This is a genomic window from Bacillus sp. AFS040349 (assembly GCF_002577655.1).
Classification (GTDB): domain Bacteria; phylum Bacillota; class Bacilli; order Bacillales; family Bacillaceae; genus Metabacillus.
On the sequence record NZ_NUMC01000006.1, the window covers coordinates 49,987 to 71,164 of the forward strand.

Annotated in this window: 15 protein-coding genes and 2 pseudogenes; 5 read left to right on the forward strand and 12 right to left on the reverse strand. The window is 36.2% G+C overall.

What is annotated here, in order from left to right:
* Window positions 1-202: 202 nt before the first annotated feature.
* Entirely contained in the window at window positions 203-937 is a 735-nt protein-coding gene (locus COD11_RS00810) for an MBL fold metallo-hydrolase (protein WP_098794869.1), read from the reverse strand.
* Window positions 938-1,165: 228 nt separating this feature from the next.
* Between COD11_RS00810 and yhfH the strand changes: the two genes are divergently transcribed.
* Window positions 1,166-1,300: a protein YhfH gene (yhfH, locus tag COD11_RS00815; protein ID WP_098794870.1), complete on the forward strand. Its 135-nt coding sequence runs from the start codon at window positions 1,166-1,168 to the stop codon at window positions 1,298-1,300.
* 145 nt (window positions 1,301-1,445) lie between these two features.
* Here yhfH and COD11_RS00820 read toward each other — a convergent pair whose 3' ends face one another.
* The 9 genes and pseudogenes from COD11_RS00820 to COD11_RS00860 all read right to left on the reverse strand — a co-directional run bounded on the left by COD11_RS00820 (window position 1,446) and on the right by COD11_RS00860 (window position 15,290).
* Window positions 1,446-2,462 carry a LacI family DNA-binding transcriptional regulator gene (locus tag COD11_RS00820; RefSeq protein WP_098794871.1) on the reverse strand — a complete coding sequence of 339 codons (1,017 nt, stop codon included), beginning with the start codon at window positions 2,460-2,462 and terminating at the stop codon, window positions 1,446-1,448.
* Between the two features lie 460 nt (window positions 2,463-2,922).
* Complete coding sequence (gene amt, locus COD11_RS00825; RefSeq protein WP_098794872.1) at window positions 2,923-5,208, reverse strand: ammonium transporter; 2,286 nt, start codon at window positions 5,206-5,208, stop codon at window positions 2,923-2,925.
* A gap of 179 nt (window positions 5,209-5,387) precedes the next feature.
* Entirely contained in the window at window positions 5,388-7,616 is a 2,229-nt protein-coding gene (locus COD11_RS00830; RefSeq protein WP_176550935.1) for a YhgE/Pip family protein, read from the reverse strand.
* A gap of 72 nt (window positions 7,617-7,688) precedes the next feature.
* Complete coding sequence (locus COD11_RS00835; RefSeq protein WP_098794874.1) at window positions 7,689-8,261, reverse strand: TetR/AcrR family transcriptional regulator; 573 nt, start codon at window positions 8,259-8,261, stop codon at window positions 7,689-7,691.
* 92 nt (window positions 8,262-8,353) lie between these two features.
* Complete coding sequence (locus COD11_RS00840) at window positions 8,354-8,974, reverse strand: hypothetical protein (protein WP_098794884.1); 621 nt, start codon at window positions 8,972-8,974, stop codon at window positions 8,354-8,356.
* A gap of 150 nt (window positions 8,975-9,124) precedes the next feature.
* A pseudogene (locus tag COD11_RS00845) lies at window positions 9,125-10,596 on the reverse strand (amidase).
* Between the two features lie 335 nt (window positions 10,597-10,931).
* Window positions 10,932-11,867, reverse strand: a complete 936-nt coding sequence (gene hemH, locus COD11_RS00850) for a ferrochelatase (protein WP_098794875.1) — start codon at window positions 11,865-11,867, stop codon at window positions 10,932-10,934.
* Between the two features lie 38 nt (window positions 11,868-11,905).
* Window positions 11,906-12,958 carry a uroporphyrinogen decarboxylase gene (hemE, locus tag COD11_RS00855; RefSeq protein WP_098794876.1) on the reverse strand — a complete coding sequence of 351 codons (1,053 nt, stop codon included), beginning with the start codon at window positions 12,956-12,958 and terminating at the stop codon, window positions 11,906-11,908.
* Window positions 12,959-13,145: 187 nt separating this feature from the next.
* Complete coding sequence (locus tag COD11_RS00860) at window positions 13,146-15,290, reverse strand: transglycosylase domain-containing protein (RefSeq protein ID WP_098794877.1); 2,145 nt, start codon at window positions 15,288-15,290, stop codon at window positions 13,146-13,148.
* A 130-nt stretch (window positions 15,291-15,420) separates the two neighbouring features.
* On the opposite strand from COD11_RS00860, the gene COD11_RS00865 reads away from it, so the two are divergent.
* Window positions 15,421-15,930: an antibiotic biosynthesis monooxygenase family protein gene (locus COD11_RS00865; protein WP_098794878.1), complete on the forward strand. Its 510-nt coding sequence runs from the start codon at window positions 15,421-15,423 to the stop codon at window positions 15,928-15,930.
* A gap of 246 nt (window positions 15,931-16,176) precedes the next feature.
* Window positions 16,177-17,562, forward strand: a complete 1,386-nt coding sequence (locus COD11_RS00870) for a hypothetical protein (RefSeq protein ID WP_098794879.1) — start codon at window positions 16,177-16,179, stop codon at window positions 17,560-17,562.
* A gap of 66 nt (window positions 17,563-17,628) precedes the next feature.
* Here the strand turns inward: COD11_RS00870 and COD11_RS00875 are convergent, their stop codons facing one another.
* On the reverse strand, window positions 17,629-18,612 hold the full coding sequence (locus COD11_RS00875; protein ID WP_098794880.1) for an aldo/keto reductase: 984 nt from the start codon (window positions 18,610-18,612) through the stop codon (window positions 17,629-17,631).
* 156 nt (window positions 18,613-18,768) lie between these two features.
* Between COD11_RS00875 and COD11_RS00880 the strand changes: the two genes are divergently transcribed.
* Window positions 18,769-19,332: a DUF3231 family protein gene (locus COD11_RS00880; protein WP_255301511.1), complete on the forward strand. Its 564-nt coding sequence runs from the start codon at window positions 18,769-18,771 to the stop codon at window positions 19,330-19,332.
* A 74-nt stretch (window positions 19,333-19,406) separates the two neighbouring features.
* On the opposite strand, the pseudogene COD11_RS00885 reads toward COD11_RS00880, so the two are convergent.
* A pseudogene (locus tag COD11_RS00885) lies at window positions 19,407-19,691 on the reverse strand (phosphatase PAP2 family protein); the annotation flags it as partial.
* A gap of 178 nt (window positions 19,692-19,869) precedes the next feature.
* On the opposite strand from COD11_RS00885, the gene COD11_RS00890 reads away from it, so the two are divergent.
* Window positions 19,870-21,078 (forward strand): M20 family metallopeptidase, encoded by a 1,209-nt coding sequence (locus COD11_RS00890; protein WP_098794883.1) that lies wholly within the window; start codon window positions 19,870-19,872, stop codon window positions 21,076-21,078.
* The last annotated feature ends 100 nt before the right edge of the window (window positions 21,079-21,178 follow it).

The window sequence follows — 21,178 nt, forward strand, 5'->3', positions numbered from 1 at the left end:
TACACTAGAATATTCGTTTTTTCATATAGGCTTTATAAATTACTCATATCGCCAACTTTATAAATATTCTATCTTTATTATATTGAAAGAAGAAAAATTATACAATCACATGGAATGGATTTCATATTATATTTTACAGTTTTATAGGAATTTCTTTGAAGTAATTACAGATAAAGGGTCACCAGTAAGTAGTAACCCTTTACTAACAATTAATTTTCAGACCACTCTTGGCAAGAAGTACTTTACCTGAGAAGATATTCCCCGCATCTCTTTTTAAATCATTATGATCTCCAAAATGTGGTAAATGAGTAATAAGAAGTTGGTTCACTCCTGCTTTTTGAGCAATTTCTCCAACTTCCCGACTATTCATATGCCCCATCTTCGCACCATCTTGATGTGAATAAAGACTGCACTCTCCAATAAGGAGATCAGCTTTATTTGAAAACGGTATAAACTCATGCTTATAGCTAGAATCAGCCGTATAAATTACAGTTGATTTATGATCTGTTATTTTCATTGCAAAGCATGGTGCCGGATGAGATGTTTCTAAAAAAGAGATGCTAAAGGGCCCAACCGAAACCACTTGATCTGATGTATACTCGATACCTTTTGTTGCATCTTTATATGTTAGCTTCTGAAAGCCTTCATCATCTAACTTATGACCATAAATTGGCAGAGTTTTCCCTTTTCCATTAAGGATCGTTGTAACATAGCGAGCATATTGTAGGGGACCAACATCAGCGATATGATCGTGATGATAGTGGGATAAAATGACAGCATCCAATTCATCAATCGCTAAGTACTCTTGTAGTTTTGATAGCACAGCACTCCCACAATCCACCAGTAGTTTAAATCCATTTGACTCCACTAAATATCCTGATGTAGCTTCATTTGCTTTGGGAAATCCACCCCAAAAGCCAACAACTGTTACTTCCATCTCTAATCCCCCTACTTATTGATCTTTCCATTATAAACCAGTATTAGGATTTATAAAATCGAAATACTTTATACCAAAAACTGGATAATACCTATTTTTATTTAGTAAAACTCTTACAAATCAACAACTTTTACCTATTCCCTCGAAAATTGTTACAAAACAGTTGTTGACACTTTTTAAACTGTTATAATACAATAGGTGTAACAAATCAAACGGAGGGGATTCCAAATGATCATGAAAATAACTGAATTTTTCAGAAACTTACCTAAAAAACAATGTAAAGAATGTGGCAACGAAATCGAAGAGCAACATGAGTGCTATGGCAACACTTGCAATGAATGCTTACATGTTACTGAAATCTAAATCGTTTACTTGCGCCTAATCTGTACAATAACAGTTTTATGTTTTTATATCTGATACAGAACAAAAAGAAACTAAGGACTCTACACCTTAGTTTCTTTTTCATACATGAAAATAAAAAAGAAGAAGGTTAGTATCTCCTTCTTCTTTAAGATGTCGCAACTAGATTTCTATTGTTCAAAGATTCACGAAATACTAGTTTTGAAGAGAATTCATGGTTCTCAAAAACACGGAATTGTTTTTTATGTATTTTTTCGCAAATAACTTCAATTGATTTTTTAGCCATGATTTCTACTGGTTGTATGACGGTTGCAATCATTGGATCAATTAATTTTGTCATTGTCATATTGTCGTATCCAACAACCGTCAAATCTCCAGGAATATTCCATCCTAACTTCTTAGCCTCAGAGATAATACCCGCTGCCACAGCATCTTCACCAGCAATTATTGCAGTTGGTGCAGCCTTCATATTTTCAAGCTTTCGAAAAATCTGCTGACCATCACCGACTGTGGAAACCCTTTCAAAAAAGCACTGATCATAATCATGTATATTTGCTTCTTGTAAAGCAGACATAAATCCTTCCAGTCGCGACTGTGTTCCTTTTCTACTCATTCCACTAGAACAGTACGCAATACGTGTATGACCCCTTTCAAGCAGATACTTTGCAACCTTGTAGCCGCTTTCCGCCTGATTTATATACACCATTGGTACTTGAGCACAATCTACATTTTCATTACAAAGAATGACCGGACCGAAGTTCAAATAAGTGTCAATAACTGACCAATCATTTTCAACTGATGTCATAATGACGCCATCTACCTGCTTGGTTTTCAAGAGGTTTAAATAACGGCATTCTTTTTGCTTTGAAAATTGTGTCTGGCAAATAATTAATTGATACCCTTTAGAAGAAGCTTCCATCTCTAAGATTTCAATCAATTGACTAAAAAACGGATCTGATATTCTAGGTATCAAAACAGCAATAATCCCGGTTTTTTGATTTCTTAAGCTTCTTGCAGCAGAATTCGGAACATACCCCAATTGTTCCATTGCTTTTTGTACAAGCTTCTTTTTCTCATCAGAAACATACGGATGATCATTTAAGACTCGAGATACAGTTGTCCTAGATAAACCCGCTAGTTTCGCGACATCTTCAATGGTAGACAAATTTCTCCCTCCCCATAGGCTCTATGTTGCCCACCTTGTTTGACCTTTGGAAACGTTTTCAGGTTTAATTATATGAAAATATTATTTATTATTCAATCTTTTTTTCAAAATTGTTCCTATTTTTCATAGAGATTTGGATGTTATCTTTTAAATGGTTCAGGAATGATCTGTATTCCAAAATTTATTGTTCAATACGTTAAACTTTAGAATAAGGCCGTTCCATTGCGCTACAGACACAAGATTCCCCGGGGAGGAAGCTGAGCCTCCTCGGCTTCGCCTGCGGGGTCTCACCCTTTCCTCTATCTCCCGCAGGAGTCAAGTGTCTTCCGCTCCATTTCACTAGTCGTTTTAAAATATGATTTTAATGCTTCAATTTTCACTAATGCAATCCACCTATAACAAAAACAAGAATAAAGCCCAATGACCTTATTCTTGTTGATTAAATTAGATAGGTACACAGTTACTTAGCCGTAACAAATTGGCTGACTGAGTGTTGTAGTTGTTCATTTTGTTTTTTCATTGTTTTAATTTTTTCTACCATATCAAAGGTAAGATCTAGATTGGTTTTCATATTTTGATAGACTTGTTCCATTCGGCCAGTCATTTTCTTAAAGCTGTCTTGTTGTTCATATCTTCTTCCTTGGATTGTTACTGTATCTTGATTAACTCGTTCTAATGTAACAAGAAAGCTGTTCATAAAATGACTCACCTGGTAGACTTTTTCATCAATCGTATTAAATCGTTTTGGCATTTTTGATAATTCCGTGCTAAGTAGGTCTATTTTTTTAGAAAGCTCTATTACCTCTGAAAAACCGGCAGTGGTTTCTTGTGTTGTTTGCTGAATCATCTTTCGAATATCTTCAGTAGAACTTTTAGATTTTAGAGCAAGCTTTTTAATCTCATTCGCTACTATTGTAAAGCCCCGTCCTGATTCCCCAGCTCTTGCTGCTTCAATGCTAGCATTGAGGGACAATAAATTTATTTGTTCAGAAACGTCCGTAATAATGTCTATCATCTGCCCACTTTCATTAGCATAGTTGGTAATCTTAGAGATATTCTCATTAAACATTGACATTTTTTGATGTACATCATCATTAAGCTCTCCAACCTCATGAACAAAGCTTGAAATATCGGACATCTCCTTTTGAATCCAGTTTAATTGATTTCCAATTGTTTCAATCGACGAGAATGCTTGCTGAATCTCTGCAATGACTTGATTTTCTACTTCTATTTCTTTCTCCAACCACTTTTCTGATTGTGTTACATATGAATAGGTTTCTTCTATTTCAGTCATCTGAAGACTGGCACTCTGTTTCGAATCTTCACTAAGAGATAATACATTTCCGGTAGTGGAAAGCACATTAGCTGTTTGTGTTTTCACTTGATGCACAAGATCATTTAATGTTGTTAGGACAGTGTTAAAAGCTTCATTAAGCTCTGCCATGTCCTCTCCCGGCTCATAGTGGATTTTTTTCGTTAAATCTCCCTTTGCGGCAGCAATCTCATTCATTGCAACTATCGTGTCTAATACAGAAATTGAAGCACCATGCTCACTAACGTTTAAGCCTGCTTCTTCCTCTTCTTTTTCCACTCTTATTTTCATTGTATATTTCATGATTCCATAAATAATTAACCCCATCCCAAAAGCCCAGACGAAAGCTGTTCCTATCCCCAAAAGTTGAACACCAATTTGTTCTATTCTAGTTTCACGTACAAGGTTTTCTATTGGTGCAAATAAAGCTAAAGCCAACGTCCCCCACGCTCCACATACACCATGAACAGCAATCGCTCCAATTGCATCATCAATCTTAAAGACAGAATCTATCAATCTTAAAGAGAAAATTACAAGAACTCCAGCAATTGCCCCGCTTATCAATGCAAACTCTGGAGTTAATATATTAGCACCTGCCGTTACAGAAACAAGACCTGCGAGAATTCCGTTTAATATATCCTCTACGCGAGGTCTTTTATCAAGCACCCAACTAATAATTAATGCAGCTGTTCCACCGCTTACGGCACCGAAATGAGTGTTTAAAGATATTAATGCAATACTTACATCTGCTATTCCAGTAGATCCTGCATTAAACCCAAACCAACCAAGCCATAAAATAAATACACCAGTTACAGCTAAAACGGCATTCGACATAGCGAATTTTTGAGTTTCACCAGTAGAAGTATATTTTCCAATTCGAGGTCCTACGATAATCGTAGCTGCCAAAGCAACCCAGCCACCAATAGAATGGACAACAGTCGAACCAGCGAAATCTATAAAACCTAGTGCCTCAAGCCACCCTTGATCTTCTCCATTCCATAAGCTTCCCCAAGCCCAATGACCGAAGATTGGATAAATGATTGCACTTATCATAATGGTCCCAATAATATATGCTCCAAATTTCACTCGTTCAGCAATTGCACCGGAAACGATCGTTGCAGCTGTTCCAGCAAAAACAATTTGAAATAATAAAAATGCCCAATTATAAGGATCTTCTCCAAGGCCTCGTAAAAAAAATCCATCTAGTCCTATCCATCCAGAAGATGAACTGCCAAACATTAAGGCAAAACCAACCAAAGCAAACACAATTGTTGTAATGAGTAAATCAATAACATTTTTCATTGCTACATTAATTGAATTCTTTGCTCTAACTACGCCAGCCTCAAGCAAAGTGAAACCAGCCTGCATAAAAAAGACTAGAATGGTCGCAATAACAATCCATAAAACATTCATATTTAATTCGATCGTCTCCATTTCCTACCTCCAAATGATAATAATAGTTACATATAATGTTATATTTTATAACATATTAGGTAAAAAGGGGGAATTTTCTGAAAAAAATATATGAATTTGTTTTATTTTGTCATTTTTCTCATAACGTTAGCCCTACTGTAAAACAAAAGATCTGACCCGAATTTCGGATCAGACCTTTCTTATCCTTCTATTATACCTACGTTTTCTTGCACACTTGACTTTTTTACCTTTATTGAAAAATAAATGATCGTCCCACTAATAAACATTGCAAAAAAGCCAATCAATATATAAGCTTGATGCCACAATTCATTAAAATCTCCAGTGGAAATAATGGCTCTTAACCCTGCCACTGAGTATGTCATCGGTAACCAATGATTAATCACTTGAAAAACATTAGGAAGTAATTCGAGCGGGAAGGTTCCTGCACTTGTAGTTAACTGTAGAATTAATATAATGATTGCGATAAAGCGCCCTGGATCAGCCATAGTTGTTACAAAAAATTGTACAATAGCCATAAATGTTAAACTTGTTAAAATACTAAACAAGAAAAACAAACCAATATTCTTCACTTCCAAGCCCAATCCATATAAGAGGAGTATATCAGCTAAAACTGCTTGGAAGATCGAAACAACGAACAAAATACTAAATTTACTAATAAACCATGACACTCCTGAGCTTGGTTCTCCAGCTGGTTTTCGTAATGGAAAAACAACTGTAAATAAAAGTGTTCCTACAAATAACGCTAAGGATAGAAAGTATGGAGCAAGTCCTGTGCCATAATTTGATACTTTATTTATTTCTTCTTTAGACAATTGAACTGGCTCTGCTATCATGTCATATTGGTCTTCTGTACCTTTTACATCTTTTGTATCATCTGTTGCTTCAGCTAGTTTCGAAGAGAGCTCATTTGTACCATCTGATAGCTCTGTTAATCCATTGTCCATTTTAATGGACCCATCTGCAAGTTGAACAGATCCATCTTCTAAAGCCACCGCACCTTCTGCTAATTCATGTATACCACCTTCAAGTTTCACACCACCATTTGTTAATCTAGTTACTCCTGTTTTCATTTGATTGATTCTTTCGCCAAATGTAGCTAAGCCTGATGTAATTTGTGATTGGCCATCATTAACTTGAAGGGCACCGTTATAAAGTTTTTCTTGCCCGGTACCAATCTGATCAATCGCCTCTTGAACAGCAACAGTACCTTCATAAAGCTGAGTACTTTTTGCCGGTAAGTCCACCACTTTTTCGTGTAAATTTTCAGCACCTGCTGTTAATTCGGTTAAATTAGTTGCAAGTTCTTGCTGACCATTATTAATACTATTTAACGCTTCAGCTAAGGCCATTAATTCTGCCTTTTGCTCCTCAGGTATAGTTGTCCCTTCAAGCTTTGTTACCATTTCATTCACTTTGTTGGTTACACCAGAGAGGTTTTCAGATAAATGAACAGCTCCTTCACTAGCTGTGAGACTTCCTTCTGCCAATTGCTTCGTTCCTGTAACCAGCTCAGGAGCTGATGTGTTTAATTGTTCGGTTCCAGTTGTTAAATCTGGTAAGGATTTCTCGAGTTTTTGAATTCCATCTAAGGAGCTTTTTAAACCTGCTACCAGTTGATTTGTTCCACTTTCAGCTTCAACAGAGCCATTATAAAGATCGTTTTGCCCTTGAAGCATGGCAGTTAAGCCTTTTTCAACTTCAGTCATTCCATCTGCTAATTTCACTGTACCTTTTTCGGCTTCATTAAGTCCCTCTTTAAACGTAACTGATTTGGTAACTAATTGCTTAAGGTTATCATTTAGTGTGTTTGAGCCTTCCTTCAGTTCACTTACACCATTATTGATTTCTTGAGAACCATCATTTGCCTCACTAATTCCATCAGCCATAAGCTCGATATTTTCAAATAACCCTTCTGCATATGTTTTTGTTAAAGAATGAGAAACCTCTTCTTTTATTTTTTCGATGGCACTCTCGCCAATTTGACCTGAAATAAAGTTATAACCTTTATTTGTTTTAAAAGATAATTCAAGATTTTGCGGACTATCATCTAATAATGTTGTAGCATTTTTTGAAAAGTTTTTAGGTATTTCGATAATCATATAATAATCATGATTTTTTAAACCTTTTTCAGCTTCATCTTTTTCTACGTAATGCCAATTAAATGTGGAGTCTTCCTTTAGCGTTTCAATTAACTCGTTACCAACATCTAAAGGCTCACCTTCAAATATTGCCCCTTCATCTTGATTAACAACTGCAACAGGTAATTGATCCAGCTGTCCATAAGGATCCCAAAATGCGCTAAGATATCCACCGCTGTACATTAACGGTATAAACAATACCCCAATAACCGCAATCAATACTTTTCTATTTTTTAATAGTGCTTTCCATTCTGCTTTTATTAAAGACACTTTTATACCTCCTCCAATTACCAATTGACCAAGATGTCCATTTAGTCATTTTCTATCAAAAAGAGAGGATTATCACAGTGACAATTCTTTAAGTAAATAACCCTCAAAAATTTCAGCAATCTTTTCTTTCCCTAGGGGTTGATGATGTTTTTCCCAATCAAAAATAAGTGAAACATATAATTTTAAAATAATAAACGCAGTAAGCTCAGGATCACAATTTTTGATATCTTGGTTTTCTATTGCATCAATCATTTTTTGTTTAATATAAAGTAAGACCATTTCTTCTACCTTTTGAACACCCGCATTTACGGTTGGTGTGCCTAGTTCTTGACTCTCTTGAAAGATTTTTATTGTTAATTGATGAGTTTTTCTGAATTCAAGAATACTATATAAAGCTAAGTGAACACGATCAACAAAAGGATGGTTTGTATCAAATGCCGCATCAGCAGCAGTCCTCATATCTGCCAATAATCGATCAATAATTTCTGAAAACAATTCTTCTTTGTTTGTATAAAAGGTATAAATTGTTCCTTTCCCAACATTCGCTAGCTTTGAAACCAAATCCATTGTTGTTCCTTTATAGCCAAATTGTGTGAATGCTTTTGTGGCGGCATCTACTATTTGCTGCTTCCTATCTATGCTCATTATATTCACTCCTGCATCAAAAATGACCAAATGAATAATTTGGTCATTAAGTATGCAAGTAATATATCATGTATAGATTTCTTTTACAAGTTCTATGTAGTTTGTTCTTTATGGTTTCCCACTATTCCTTGATGATCTAAGAAGGAAGTTATCTTTTTAAGATGTTCTTCATTTTCAACAACCACATAACTTGATGGGTTCAACCATGGCTTTTTATGTTGAAATGTTAGCTTAATTGCATTATCAACTCTCGTACTGTAACCATAAAGCTCATGCCAACGTATGATCTTTTCTGTTTGATAGGAAGAAATTTGACTTGGATGATAGAACTTCCCATTAATGATAACCCCTTTTGATAGAATAAAAAGACATCCCTTGTGTTGTACAGATTTAATTAATATAAAAAACAAATAAGCAGAGCTAAATAAAGAGGATTCTATCCAATCCGTTGTTAGTACAACAACTAGTAAAATAAATAATAAAATAAGTGCAGCTAATGTGGCCCATTTTACGTATTGATAAGATCTTGAATGTTTTGATATAGGCTGCATTTCTTTCCACTCAGCAGGTATGAGAATACTATTAAACTCTCTCTCTGTTCTAGGAAATAGAGCCTGAGTTGACATTTCAGCTGCTTTCTTAATATTCATTCTGTATTGAATGATGTAAGCAATACAAGTAATAAAGATAATAATAAAAATGATATCAATCATTTCACTTCCTCCTCTTAATCCACTAAGTACTACTCTTTCAATAAATAATACGAATAAGTTACCATTAAGTTTCATAAAAAGGGTAAAATTCCCACCTTCTTTTAAATAGAAAAAACTGATCGAATGAGCCGACCAGTTTTTGATAGTAGTTTATTTCGCTTGAAAGGGAGCAACTCGATGTTTCGTTGCTTGCTCATATGAATAAGCAATTTCCAACAAAGTTGGTTCCATATATGCTTTGGCTGTAAACGTAATTCCTACAGGTTCACCATCATTTGTGTAACCAGCTGGTACAGTAATGGATGGATATCCTGCCTTCGCTGGAATCATTGCCCCAAAGTTGTTCGGGAAAACAATTGCATCTAATCCTTGTTCCTGCATGACACTATCAATTCCTTTTATTTTGGATAAAGTATCATCTTTTTCTAAGCTTTCTAGATATTCTGGCTCAATAAGATTGCCGCTTGTTGCATTTGCATCAAGAAATAGTTTTTGACCAAATTTCAGTGCCTTCTCACCAATTTCTTCATTTGCTTTTATCACATCAGTTAGAGTTCGTACTCCGACAGTAGAGTCAATCGTTTTTAGGTAAGCATTAAGATCCGTTTTAAATTCATATAAAAGAACATTTATATCCCATTCTTCATTTGTTGAAGGTATGGTGATTGGATCAACAACTTCCACACCAAGCTCCTTCAACTTATTAATCGCGTTGTTCATAACTGTTAACTGTGATTCATTTAACTCATCAAAATATGTTTCTCGCGCAATCCCAATTTTCTTCCCCTTTAGCCCATCTTTCACAAGATGTTGGTAAAATCTATATCAGCAAGCTCATTCGTTAAAGTGATAGGGTCTTTTGGGTCTTTTGCTGTTAGTACATTTAACAATATCGCAGCATCCCTAACAGTTCTCGTCATTGGACCTGCCGTATCTTGTGTATGTGAAATCGGAATAATTCCTTTTCTGCTAATAAGACCAACAGTCGGCTTGATCCCCACAAGTGAATTTTGACTGGCAGGACTTAAAATAGAGCCTGATGTTTCTGTACCAACTGCTACTACTGCTAAATTTGCAGCAATTGCCGCTCCTGACCCTGCACTTGATCCTCCTACAATAAAGTCTGTACCGTAAGGGTTTAAGACCTGGCCTCCTCTTGAGCTATACCCAGTTGGCATATCCTCAGCAATAAAATTGGCCCATTCGGTTAAATTGGTTTTACCAAGAATAATAGCCCCAGCGTCACGCAGCTGTTTAACAAGTGTTGCATCTTCATGAGCATAAGATTCCGCCAGCACAAGAGAGCCTGCACTTGTATGCATCTTGTCAGCTGTATCGATATTATCTTTTATGACAACAGGAATCCCGTGCAATGGTCCGCGGCTGCCGTTAGTTTTCCGTTCGTAATCTAATGAGTCGGCAATATGTAATGCTTCGGGATTCACTTCAATTATGGAATTTATTTTTGGTCCATCTTGATCAATCTTTGCGATTCTTGATAAGTACATCAGCACTAATTCTCTTGATGTTATTTCATGATTATTTAGCTTTTCTTGAATTTCATCAATTGTTACTTCAACAAGCCATTCATTTTTTAGTTGTTCAAGCTTTTCATTCTGCATGTTAGGTTCCTTCCTTGTCCATTTTTCACTTTATATATAGTTTACTTTTATTTTCTTTTTATTACCATTTTTTAAGGAGTTACAATCTCTACTCATAAATAGTAGTTCTATAACTTGGTTGTTGATTTCCGTTACAGGCATTCGCTTTCCGCGGGCGGTCCGGGAGCCTCCTCGGCGCATGCGCCTGCGGGGTCTCCCTTTGACACGCTTCTCCCGCAGGAGTCTCATGCCTTCCACTCCAATCAACAATGTGGTCAAAAATAAATGTTAACTATTAAATAGCAAACAAAAAAGCAGTAAACTCAAATTGAATTCACTGCTTTAGAAAATATACTTTAGTTTGATTCATTTAAATGCTTTAGTACAACTGTTGATAAACAATCAATAAATTCTGGTTTTGCGTTTGGCATTTCAGGGCGGTAGTAACTTGCACCAAGTTCGTCTGTGATTACTTTACACTCATAGTCATTATCATAAAGAACTTCGAGATGGTCAGCTACAAACCCTACTGGTATATAAACAAAGGTTCTGTAGCCTTCTTCGTATAAATCTCTAGTAAGATCTTGAACATCTGGCCCTAACCAAGGCTCTGGAGTGTTACCAGCACTTTGCCAGCCTGTTACGTATTTTTTAATACCAGCAGCTTCTGCAATTAAATCAGCTGTTTCTTGAAGCTGGTGTGGATATGGATCTCCATTTGCGATAATCTTTTCTGGGAGACTGTGCGCAGAAACGACAAGAACAGAAGAGTTTCTTTCTTCTTCAGTCATGCCGCTGTATGTTTCTTTAAGTTGATCTGCCCAATAGCTGATAAATTTAGGCTCTTTATACCAGCTTTCAACTGATGTAATGGTTAATCCACCAAGCTTTTCAGCCTCTTCCTTAGCTCGTCCATTATACGACTTTACACTAAATGTTGAGAAGTGAGGTGCTAATACAATACTCACAGCTTCTGTAATTCCATCCTCATGCATTTGTTTTACAGCGTCCTCAACGAATGGCTCGATATGCTTTAAGCCAAGGTACATTTTAAATTCAATTTCATCTTGTATGCTATTTAGATGTTGTTCAAGCTTTTCCGCTTGCTCTAATGTAATTTTAGCTAATGGAGAAATTCCACCGATTGCTTCATAACGATCCTTTAAATCCTGTAGCATCTCAGGAGCCGGCTTACGACCATGACGGATATGAGTATAGTAGCGCTCAATGTCTTCCTCTTTATAAGGCGTACCATACGCCATGACTAGTAATCCCATTTTTTTCTCACTCATATTATTCACCTCAATAAAGTACTATCTTTTATTATGCCTTAGTTGCTTACCTTTGCCTTTTTGGAATAATCATGCACAAAAGAAGTTAATTTTTTTAGTGACTCTGGATTTACCTGCGGAAAAACACCATGACCTAGATTGAAAATATATCCGTCTTGCTGCATTCCCTGATCTAAAATAGCTTTTGCTCTTTCTTCAATTACTTCCCACGGAGAAAGTAAGATTGCTGGATCAAGGTTTCCTTGTAAAGTTTTTGTCAATCCCATGGAACGTGCCTCAGAAACAGGTAATCTCCAGTCAAGGCCAACTACATCAAGTGGCAGATCATGCCATTCTTTAGCAAGGTGGCTAGCTCCAACACCGAACATGATAAGAGGTACATTCTCATCCTTAAGCTCACTGAAAATTCTCTCCATCGTAGGCTTAATAAATGTACGATAATCTGCAACATTTAAAGCCCCTACCCATGAATCAAAAACTTGAATAGCTTTAGCACCTGCGCGAATTTGTGCTTTTACATATGTAATACTCATTTCAGCTAGCTTATCCATTAATGCAAACCATGCATGTGGCTCTGAGTACATAAATGCTTTTGTTTTATTGTAATTTCGAGATGGGCCACCTTCGATCATATAACTAGCTAGGGTAAAAGGAGCTCCGGTAAATCCGATAAGCGGAACAGTTAATTGCTCTTCAGTAAGCAATTTAATAGTATCCAATACATAAGGAACATCGCTTTCCGGATCTATTTCTCCCAATTTCTCGATATCTCTCATTGATCGGATCGGGTCATCAATAACAGGACCAATTCCTGATTTAATTTCAACATTTACTCCTATAGCTGGAAGTGGAGTCATGATGTCTTTATATAGAATGGCAGCATCAACATCGTACTGTTCTACCGGTAATCTCGTTACATAAGCACAAAGTTCCGGTTGATGCGTAATCTCAAACAGGCTGTATTTTTCCTTAATTGCCCGGTATTCAGGTTGTGATCTCCCTGCCTGCCTCATATACCAAACTGGAACATAGTCCGTTTTTTCTCCACGACACGCTTTTAGAAACGTATCATTGATCTTTTTTTCAGCCATCCAAAAAAGTCCACCTTTCTATGTAGAAGGGGCTAACCCCTTTATTAAATAATATTAATTATAAAGTAATATTTATTCTATATTAAACTCTCTGCCCTTTCAACTATAACGGTTTCATTTCCTGTTGTATAGCTTAGATATGCAAATGTCAAAAAAAAGACGAAATCAGCTAAGCTTTCCTTTCACCTCAATTATTTGAACTAAATAAAGTAGGTTTCCGTGATTTCGTTTGAATTCCTTCTTCATTCGTTTGCGTGTTAAAAGGAGCAACCGAATAAGAGGATTCTGAAAACACATTAGCAAATGGTATCTCATAGACACCTGTCCCCTTAACCGTACCTATTAACTCTGTTGAATTTCCATCTGAATGCTCATAGATTCGGTATTCTACCCGTTCATCTTTTAAAGGCTCCCACTCAAGCGTTAATGTAATTAACCCTAGTGGTTTGAACGTATATCTCGCTTCAACTTGGTCTATCTCTTTTATTCTTATAGGGCTTTCTAGGTCCTGTACACCTTCAGGCATAGCAAAGGCTACATCTTGATCCCATTTAGCATCATTTAGAATGTCTTTAAAAAGCTTAGTTGGATAAGAGCTTCCATGTGTTAAATAATGTTCTTTATCTGTTTGATCATAGCCCATCCAAAGAGCACCAACTACATTTTCCGTGTATCCAACAAACCAGGCATCCTTTGAGGCTCCAGGGACATTTGGATAAGAAGTTGTTCCTGTTTTACCTGCTAACTCTCCTTTAAAATGACCATTTTGTGCTGTTCCTTCTGTAACAACATGCTGCAGCATACGTGTCATATCCCAAGCTGTTTGTGGTGAAAACACATCTTTCGTTTTTGAATGATGCTCGGCTATTACTTTGCCATCTCTATTTTTTATTTCTTGTATAAGATGATGTTCACTGTAACTGCCATTTGTAGCAAAGGTCCGATATGCATTCGCCATTTGAATAGGTGTTACCCCTTCAGACAGTCCACCAAGGGCAATTGCAAGACCATCATCTTTAATCCCCATTCCGAGAGATTTTAAGTATTCTTTACTAGTTTTTATCCCTATTTCTGATAACGTCCAAACAGCAGCAGCATTTTTTGATGAAATAAGCGCTTCAAACATAGATACCTCTCCGTCATACTGATTATCATAGTTTTTAGGGGAATAATCACCATATGTTAACTGCTCATCTTTTAGTAACGAGTATGGTTTAAATAATTTTGTTTCTATTGATGGAGCATAAACAGCAACTGGTTTAAATGTTGAGCCAGGCTGTCGTTTCGCATTAAGTCGATTTAATCCTTTTGGTACATAATCACGACCACCAATTGCAGCTATAACCCCACCTGTTTTGTTATCAAGTAAAATAAAAGCTCCTTGTGCAAAATCATCTGTTCCAGGAAAATATTCCTTATTCTGAAATAAATCATAAGCAGATTTTTGCAAGCTAATTTGTAGTGGAACCTTGATGGTATATCCACCTCTTAATAATTCTTCATTCGAAATGGCATACGTTTCTTTTGCTTCATCAAAAACCATATCAATATAAGTAGTAAGCCATGGACTTTCTTGTTTTTTATTTACATTAAGCTTAACCGTTTTCCCTTGAGTTCTAACAACTTCATCATAAGTGATGTAGCTTTGATCTCCCATTAAACTTAAAATAACATTCCGTCTTTGCTTACTTTTTTCTGGATTTGCGATCGGTGAGTATGTTGAGGGCGCTTTTGGAATTCCTGCGAGCAACGCCCCTTCTTCAAGACTCAATTCTGAAACATCTTTATCAAAATATAACTTTGCTGCAGCCTTTATCCCGTATGCTCCATGTCCAAAATATACTTGATTTAAATACATTTCTAGTAATTTGGCTTTGCTATACCTTTTTTCTAAGTTAACTGCAATGATCGCTTCCTTTGTTTTTCTTAGAAGTGTTTTATCATTTGTTAAAAAAATATTTTTGGCTAGTTGTTGAGTAATTGTACTACCACCTTCTACTTTTCCCCCAGCCAAAATATCTTTATAAAGGGCACGTGTTATGGCTCTAGCATCAATTCCGTGATGCTCATAAAACCTCTGATCCTCAACTGAAATGAAAGCTTTTTGAACATATTCAGGAACTTCAGAAATATTGACAAGCTCTCTATTTTCGATGTAAAGCTTTGTAATTTCTTTTCCCTCAACATCAACAAGCTTTGACGCTGTATTCATTACTAATTTTTCTTCATCGATGACATAATTCCCCATAAAGATAATAAAAAGATAACCTAATAGAGCAAAGATTACGACGCTAACTAATGCAATGCTTGATAAAAGAAGTTTCTTTTTCATATCATCACCCCTTTTAGCTTAGTATTGTTAATAATAGGAAGGTATATGTGTTGAAAACACTAAAAATGGAAATATATAAAAAACAGTTGATATAATATAACTAAATAAACTTTACTTGAGGTGAAACGAATTGAAGCTATACATCACATATGGCACTGTTGATTATTTAGCAAAATTAGAAAAAAGCCACGCCGACCATACCCTTCTACTCATGGCTAACCAGGACACTGGAGTACTTTTTCACGAATCAGATGCTAAAACGATTTTTAAGGAACCAAAAACTTATGAGGTATTAGATTCAACTGGTAACATTAAAAATGGTTCATTTGCTGTTTTAAACAATATTCCTGTCTCAGATGAAGGAAGGCCACTATTTGAAAAACGGTTCAGCGAAAGAGCCCGGATGATTGAAAATGAGCCAGGCTTCTCCGCTATCCGTGTGTTGCGACCAAAAAGCAGTGATACTTATATTATCTTAACATTATGGGAAAGTGAGAAACACTTTAAGGATTGGCAGAACTCCAAAGCATACGAGCATGCACATAAAAAAAGAGGTTCAGAAGAAGGAATTGACCGACAATCTATTTTCCCACGCCCTTCATATGTAACGACCTATTCAATTGTTAATAACGACGAATAAACATTTAAGGAGGCTGACCAAAGTAGCAGGTCAGCCTCTTGTCCTATAACTCATTCAATTCCTGTGTCATTTTGACAATATTTCCTTGGAAATGACATCTTATTTCTACACAGATGATCCTAAATTTCTACATCTACAATCAAATAAATATATAATTCATCCTTTGATTTCCCTCTCACATCTTATCCTCATTCCTCATAAAGTGTAAAGAAACCATTTAGGCTTTTGCTGAGGAGTGATCATAATTTGGTAGAAATAACACTCATTCACTGGGTTTATCTACTGTTTATAGTTGGGATTATCGGCTTTATGCTTTTCCGACGTGATACAACGATTGTTTGTATAGTAGGTATACTCTCATTAGCTGCTTTTTCAACACTTTCTGTTAGTGATTCGATAACAAGTCTTTTTAATAGCTTTACCTTTGCTATCACACAACTGTTACCGACAATACTCGTTATTTCAATTATTGTCGCAATGAGTAAGATTTTGACCATTTCAGGCATTAATGAAGTTATGATCTTACCATTCTCAAAAATCATTAAAAATCCAACAACTGCCTTTTGGACAATTGGAATTTTAATGATGATCATTTCCTTTTTCTTTTGGCCTTCACCAGCAGTTGCATTAATAGGTGCTGTATTGTTACCAGTGGCCATTCGGGCCGGATTACCTGCACTCGGTGTGGCAATAGCAATAAATTTGTTCGGTCATGGAATTGCTCTTTCTGGGGACTTTATTATTCAGGCAGCTCCTAAGCTTACCGCTGAAGCAGCCGGAATCCCAGTTGGAGATGTGATTGAAGCAAGTATCCCACTTGTTATTACAATGGGACTTGTAACGACAATCTCTGCTTTTTTTCTTTTAAAAAGAGACATAAGACTAGGTAAAGATTTTCCAACCGTTTCAACATCATCTCCTACTGAAGAGACAGATCACAGCTTGTTATCAACAACAACAAAAAAATGGCTTGCCATTATGATCCCAATCATTTTTGTAATGGATGTTATTTTAATGATTACATTAAATCTACAAGGTGGAGATGCCACCGCGTTAATAGGTGGAACAGCCTTACTTATTTTAATTCTCACAACCTGTTTAGCTCATAAGAAACGGGGACTTGAGGAATCGACGAATTATTTAATAGAAGGCTTTCAATTTGGATTTAAAGTGTTTGGGCCAGTTATTCCAATTGCTGCATTTTTTTATTTGGGTGATGCGGGATATTACGACATTGTCGGTCATTATCTTCCAGAGACTTCTGAAGGAATCGTCAATGATTTAGGTGTTGCTCTTGCAAATATTGTTCCTTTAACACCGGAAGTTGGAGCCGTCACATTAACAGGTGTAGGGATACTAACAGGACTTGATGGTTCAGGCTTTTCAGGTATATCTCTCGCTGGTTCAATTGCACAACTGTTTTCAACGGCAATCGGAGTTAGTACTGCTACATTAACAGCATTAGGTCAAGTAACAGCTATTTGGGTTGGAGGAGGAACCATTATTCCATGGGCCCTCATTCCAGCAGCGGCGATTTGTGGAGTGGATCCGTTTGAATTAGCTCGAAGAAATCTTCTTCCTGTTTCGATTGGTTTAGTCGCAACGACTATTGTAGCTATGTTTTTATTGTAGATTAAAGACTTTAGTAAAGAATAGAAAAGATCCTGTAAACAAAACTGTTTAACAGGATCTTTCTTGTTATCTTTGGAATTTCTCAAGAAATCTTGTCGGATATTCGCTAGGAATCTTGCTTACCTCATCTAGTTGATTCCATTGTCCAGCTGTTAACTCCCAATCAACACTTCCCATATTTTCATTAAACTGCTCCAGGCTGCTGGCACCAAAAATAGGTGATGTGATTTCTTCTTTTTGTAGAAGCCACTTTAGGGAAACCTGTGCAGGTGTTTTATCAACTGCTTGAGCGATCTCTTCGACTGTTTGTAAAATCTTAAAGTTCTTGTCATTATCTCGGTTCTCCCAGCTAGACTCACCCACACCTTTAGAGAGCCTGCCGGTTGTAGGAGACTCACCTTGTTTATATTTGCCTGTTAAAAATCCTCCACCAATCGGTGCCCAAGGAATTACCCCAACATTTTCCTCTCTGCAAAGAGGTAAGATTTCACGGTCCATTTCCCGGTTAATCAAACTATACTGTGGCTGAATGGAAATGAATCTGACCATATTATGAAAATCACTATATGATAAAGCTTTCATCATTTGCCATGCAAGAAAGTTTGAACAGCCTATGTATCTCACCTTGCCAGAACTAACAAGGTCATCCAATGTTCGAATTGTTTCTTCAATTGGTGTTAGGTTATCCCAAACATGAAGTTGATAAAGATCAATATAGTCCGTATTCAACCTTTTTAAACTTTGATCTACACCTTCAAGAATTCTACGTCTTGAATATCCAAAGTCATTAGGATGTGGACCAACCCTCATTCTAACTTTTGTAGCTAAGACAACCTCCGAACGGCGTTCTTTAATGGCATGACCAACTATTTTTTCTGATTCCCCACCAACATAAACATCTGCAGTATCAATAAAGTTACCACCCTGATCAAGAAAGTTGTGAATCATACGAATAGAATCCTCTTCTGTTACTTCTTTTCCAAATGTCATGGCGCCTAAGCATAACTCAGAAACTAATAAGCCACTTTTCCCTAGTGTTTTATACTTCATTATCTTTCTCCCCTCGTTTTTAGTTCTGTCTATCTAATATTCTAGATGCAATAAGTTTATCCCTTTAAATAACTACCGTAGAAAAGAAACTATTAAAAAATCAAATTCTTTTACATCTTTTGTAAATTATAAAGTCATACTAAAAAACAATAGGAGGTGAAGAAGTTGCCTAATCCATTTGAAGCTGTATGGAATACATTAAAAACAACGATTGATAAAATAGACGAACCTCACTCTCCTCTACATGTCATTGAGGTTGGTGACCTTTGGAAGTATTTAACGATGCTAGAAGAGTTTATTCGTTATGAAGAAGTTGGATTAAACACTACCTCAGATGATGAGGTAAGAGAAATACTTGTTGATGCGGTCAAATTGTGTGAATCTCATGTAAAAAGGTTAAGTGACTTTATGAAAAAAGAAGGTGTACCTTTACCAGATGTCACATCTGCCAAACCAGAGTCAAACCCAAAGGAAGTTCCTTTAGGTGTTAAGCTGACAGACGATGAACTTACAAATGGAATTGCATTTAAGTTAGTCCTGTGTATGCAAGCATGTGCAAAAGGACAAGCTGATGCTATCCGTAATGATGTTGGCTTACTCTGGCTAAATTTCTATACAGAATGGGTAGCTTTTGGAACAACATTAAAAACGTTAATGCGTAAGCGTGGTTGGATTAAAGTTCCTCCTTATTATTACCCGCCTGGTTCACCTGTTCAATAAAATAAAAAACCAACTCAATAATACGCTGGAGTTGGTTTCTTATTTTACTTTTTATTTATTCATTATACTGAATTTTAAATAGAAATATCGCCTTTTGATTTTCTGGTAATGACTATTTTATGTAAATATAAATCTAAATGTATAATTCCAATTAGCAAAAGAGAACCAGCAATCATTCCCCCAATTACATCTGTTAAAAAATGCTCTCCTTCCAACAGTCGGCTCAACCCAATTACAAGGACTATTAAACTTGTACAAACTAAAATAATTTGTTTCATTTTCTTATCAATTGTTTTTTTCAATAGTTTATAAGTGTTTGTTCCAAACAGAAGAAGTCCAACCATTACATGACCACTAGGAAAGCTATATCCTTCTTCAAATTATTTTCTTGAAATTTTCAAAATTTTTCAATACAATCTATCTAATATTAATACGAATCTATTTTAATACATTTTACTTTGTAAACATATGATTTCACATGGCTTTTTATATGAGAAAACTCATAGATACTAACAATCTCTATCAAGGGGGAATACGATGCTTGATCATCTCTGGTCTACTCTAGACAGTTATTTTTCAGAAATGGTTACCATTCGCAGATATTTACATATGCATCCAGAGCTTTCTTTTAAAGAAGAAAAAACATCTGCATATATTTTAAATTATTATAAAAAACTTGGTGTTAACGTACGTGGGAGTGTTGGTGGTAACGGGGTTGTAGCAACAATTAAAGGTGATCTCCCAGGTCCTACTGTTGCGCTAAGAGCCGATTTTGATGCCTTGCCAATTCAGGATGAAAAAGATGTTGAATACAAATCAACTGTTCCTGGCGTGATGCACGCATGTGGACATGATGGGCACACAGCAACATTACTTGTGTTAGCAAAAACACTTCATGAAAATCGTCATCAGCTTAACGGAAATATTGTCCTTATTCACCAACATGCAGAAGAATACGCACCAGGTGGAGCAAAATCCATGATTCAAAACGGCTGCTTAGAAGGTGTTGATGTGATCTTTGGTACACATTTATGGGCTACTGAACCTGTCGGTACAATTCAGTATCGTGTTGGTCCCTTAATGGCTGCTGCAGACCGCTTTGAAATTACTATTCGCGGAAAAGGCGGACATGGTGCACAACCCCATAAAACAAAGGATGCAATCTTAATAGGATCTCAAGTGGTAACAAGTTTACAACAAATTGTCAGCCGTAGAGTAGACCCAATTCAATCGGCTGTAGTAACAGTTGGTTCATTTGTTGCAGAAAATGCCTTTAACATTATTGCAAATTCAGCAAAGCTTATTGGCACAGCCAGGACCTTTGATGAAGATGTTCGTACACAAATTGAACGTGAAATTGAAAAGGTTGTAAAAGGAACTTGTCTTATGAACGATGCAGATTATGAGTATGAATATTTTAGAGGATACCCAGCGGTTGTTAATCATGAGGAAGAAACAGAGTTTTTAAAACAAATTGCACCAAGCGTACCAGGTGTTTTTAAAGTTGAGGAAAGCCCACTTCAAATGGGTGGGGAAGATTTTTCCTATTATCTACAAAATGTGAAAGGAACTTTTTTCTTTACTGGAGCTAAGCCTGTGAAAGCGGAAAATGCTTATCCTCATCACCATCCTAAATTTGATATTGATGAGAAAGCTCTACTTATTGCTGCTAAAACACTTTGTAAAGCTGCTATTCAATACCAAATTGATCACGTCAAAAATCCATCCGCTATAGAACAAGGATAACAATTATAAAGAAAGGCAGGAGCTGTGTTAGCCCTGCCTTTGTTGCGTATACTAATGTATTCATTCGACAAAATTCGGGAAGTGACAGTGCTCGACCCCC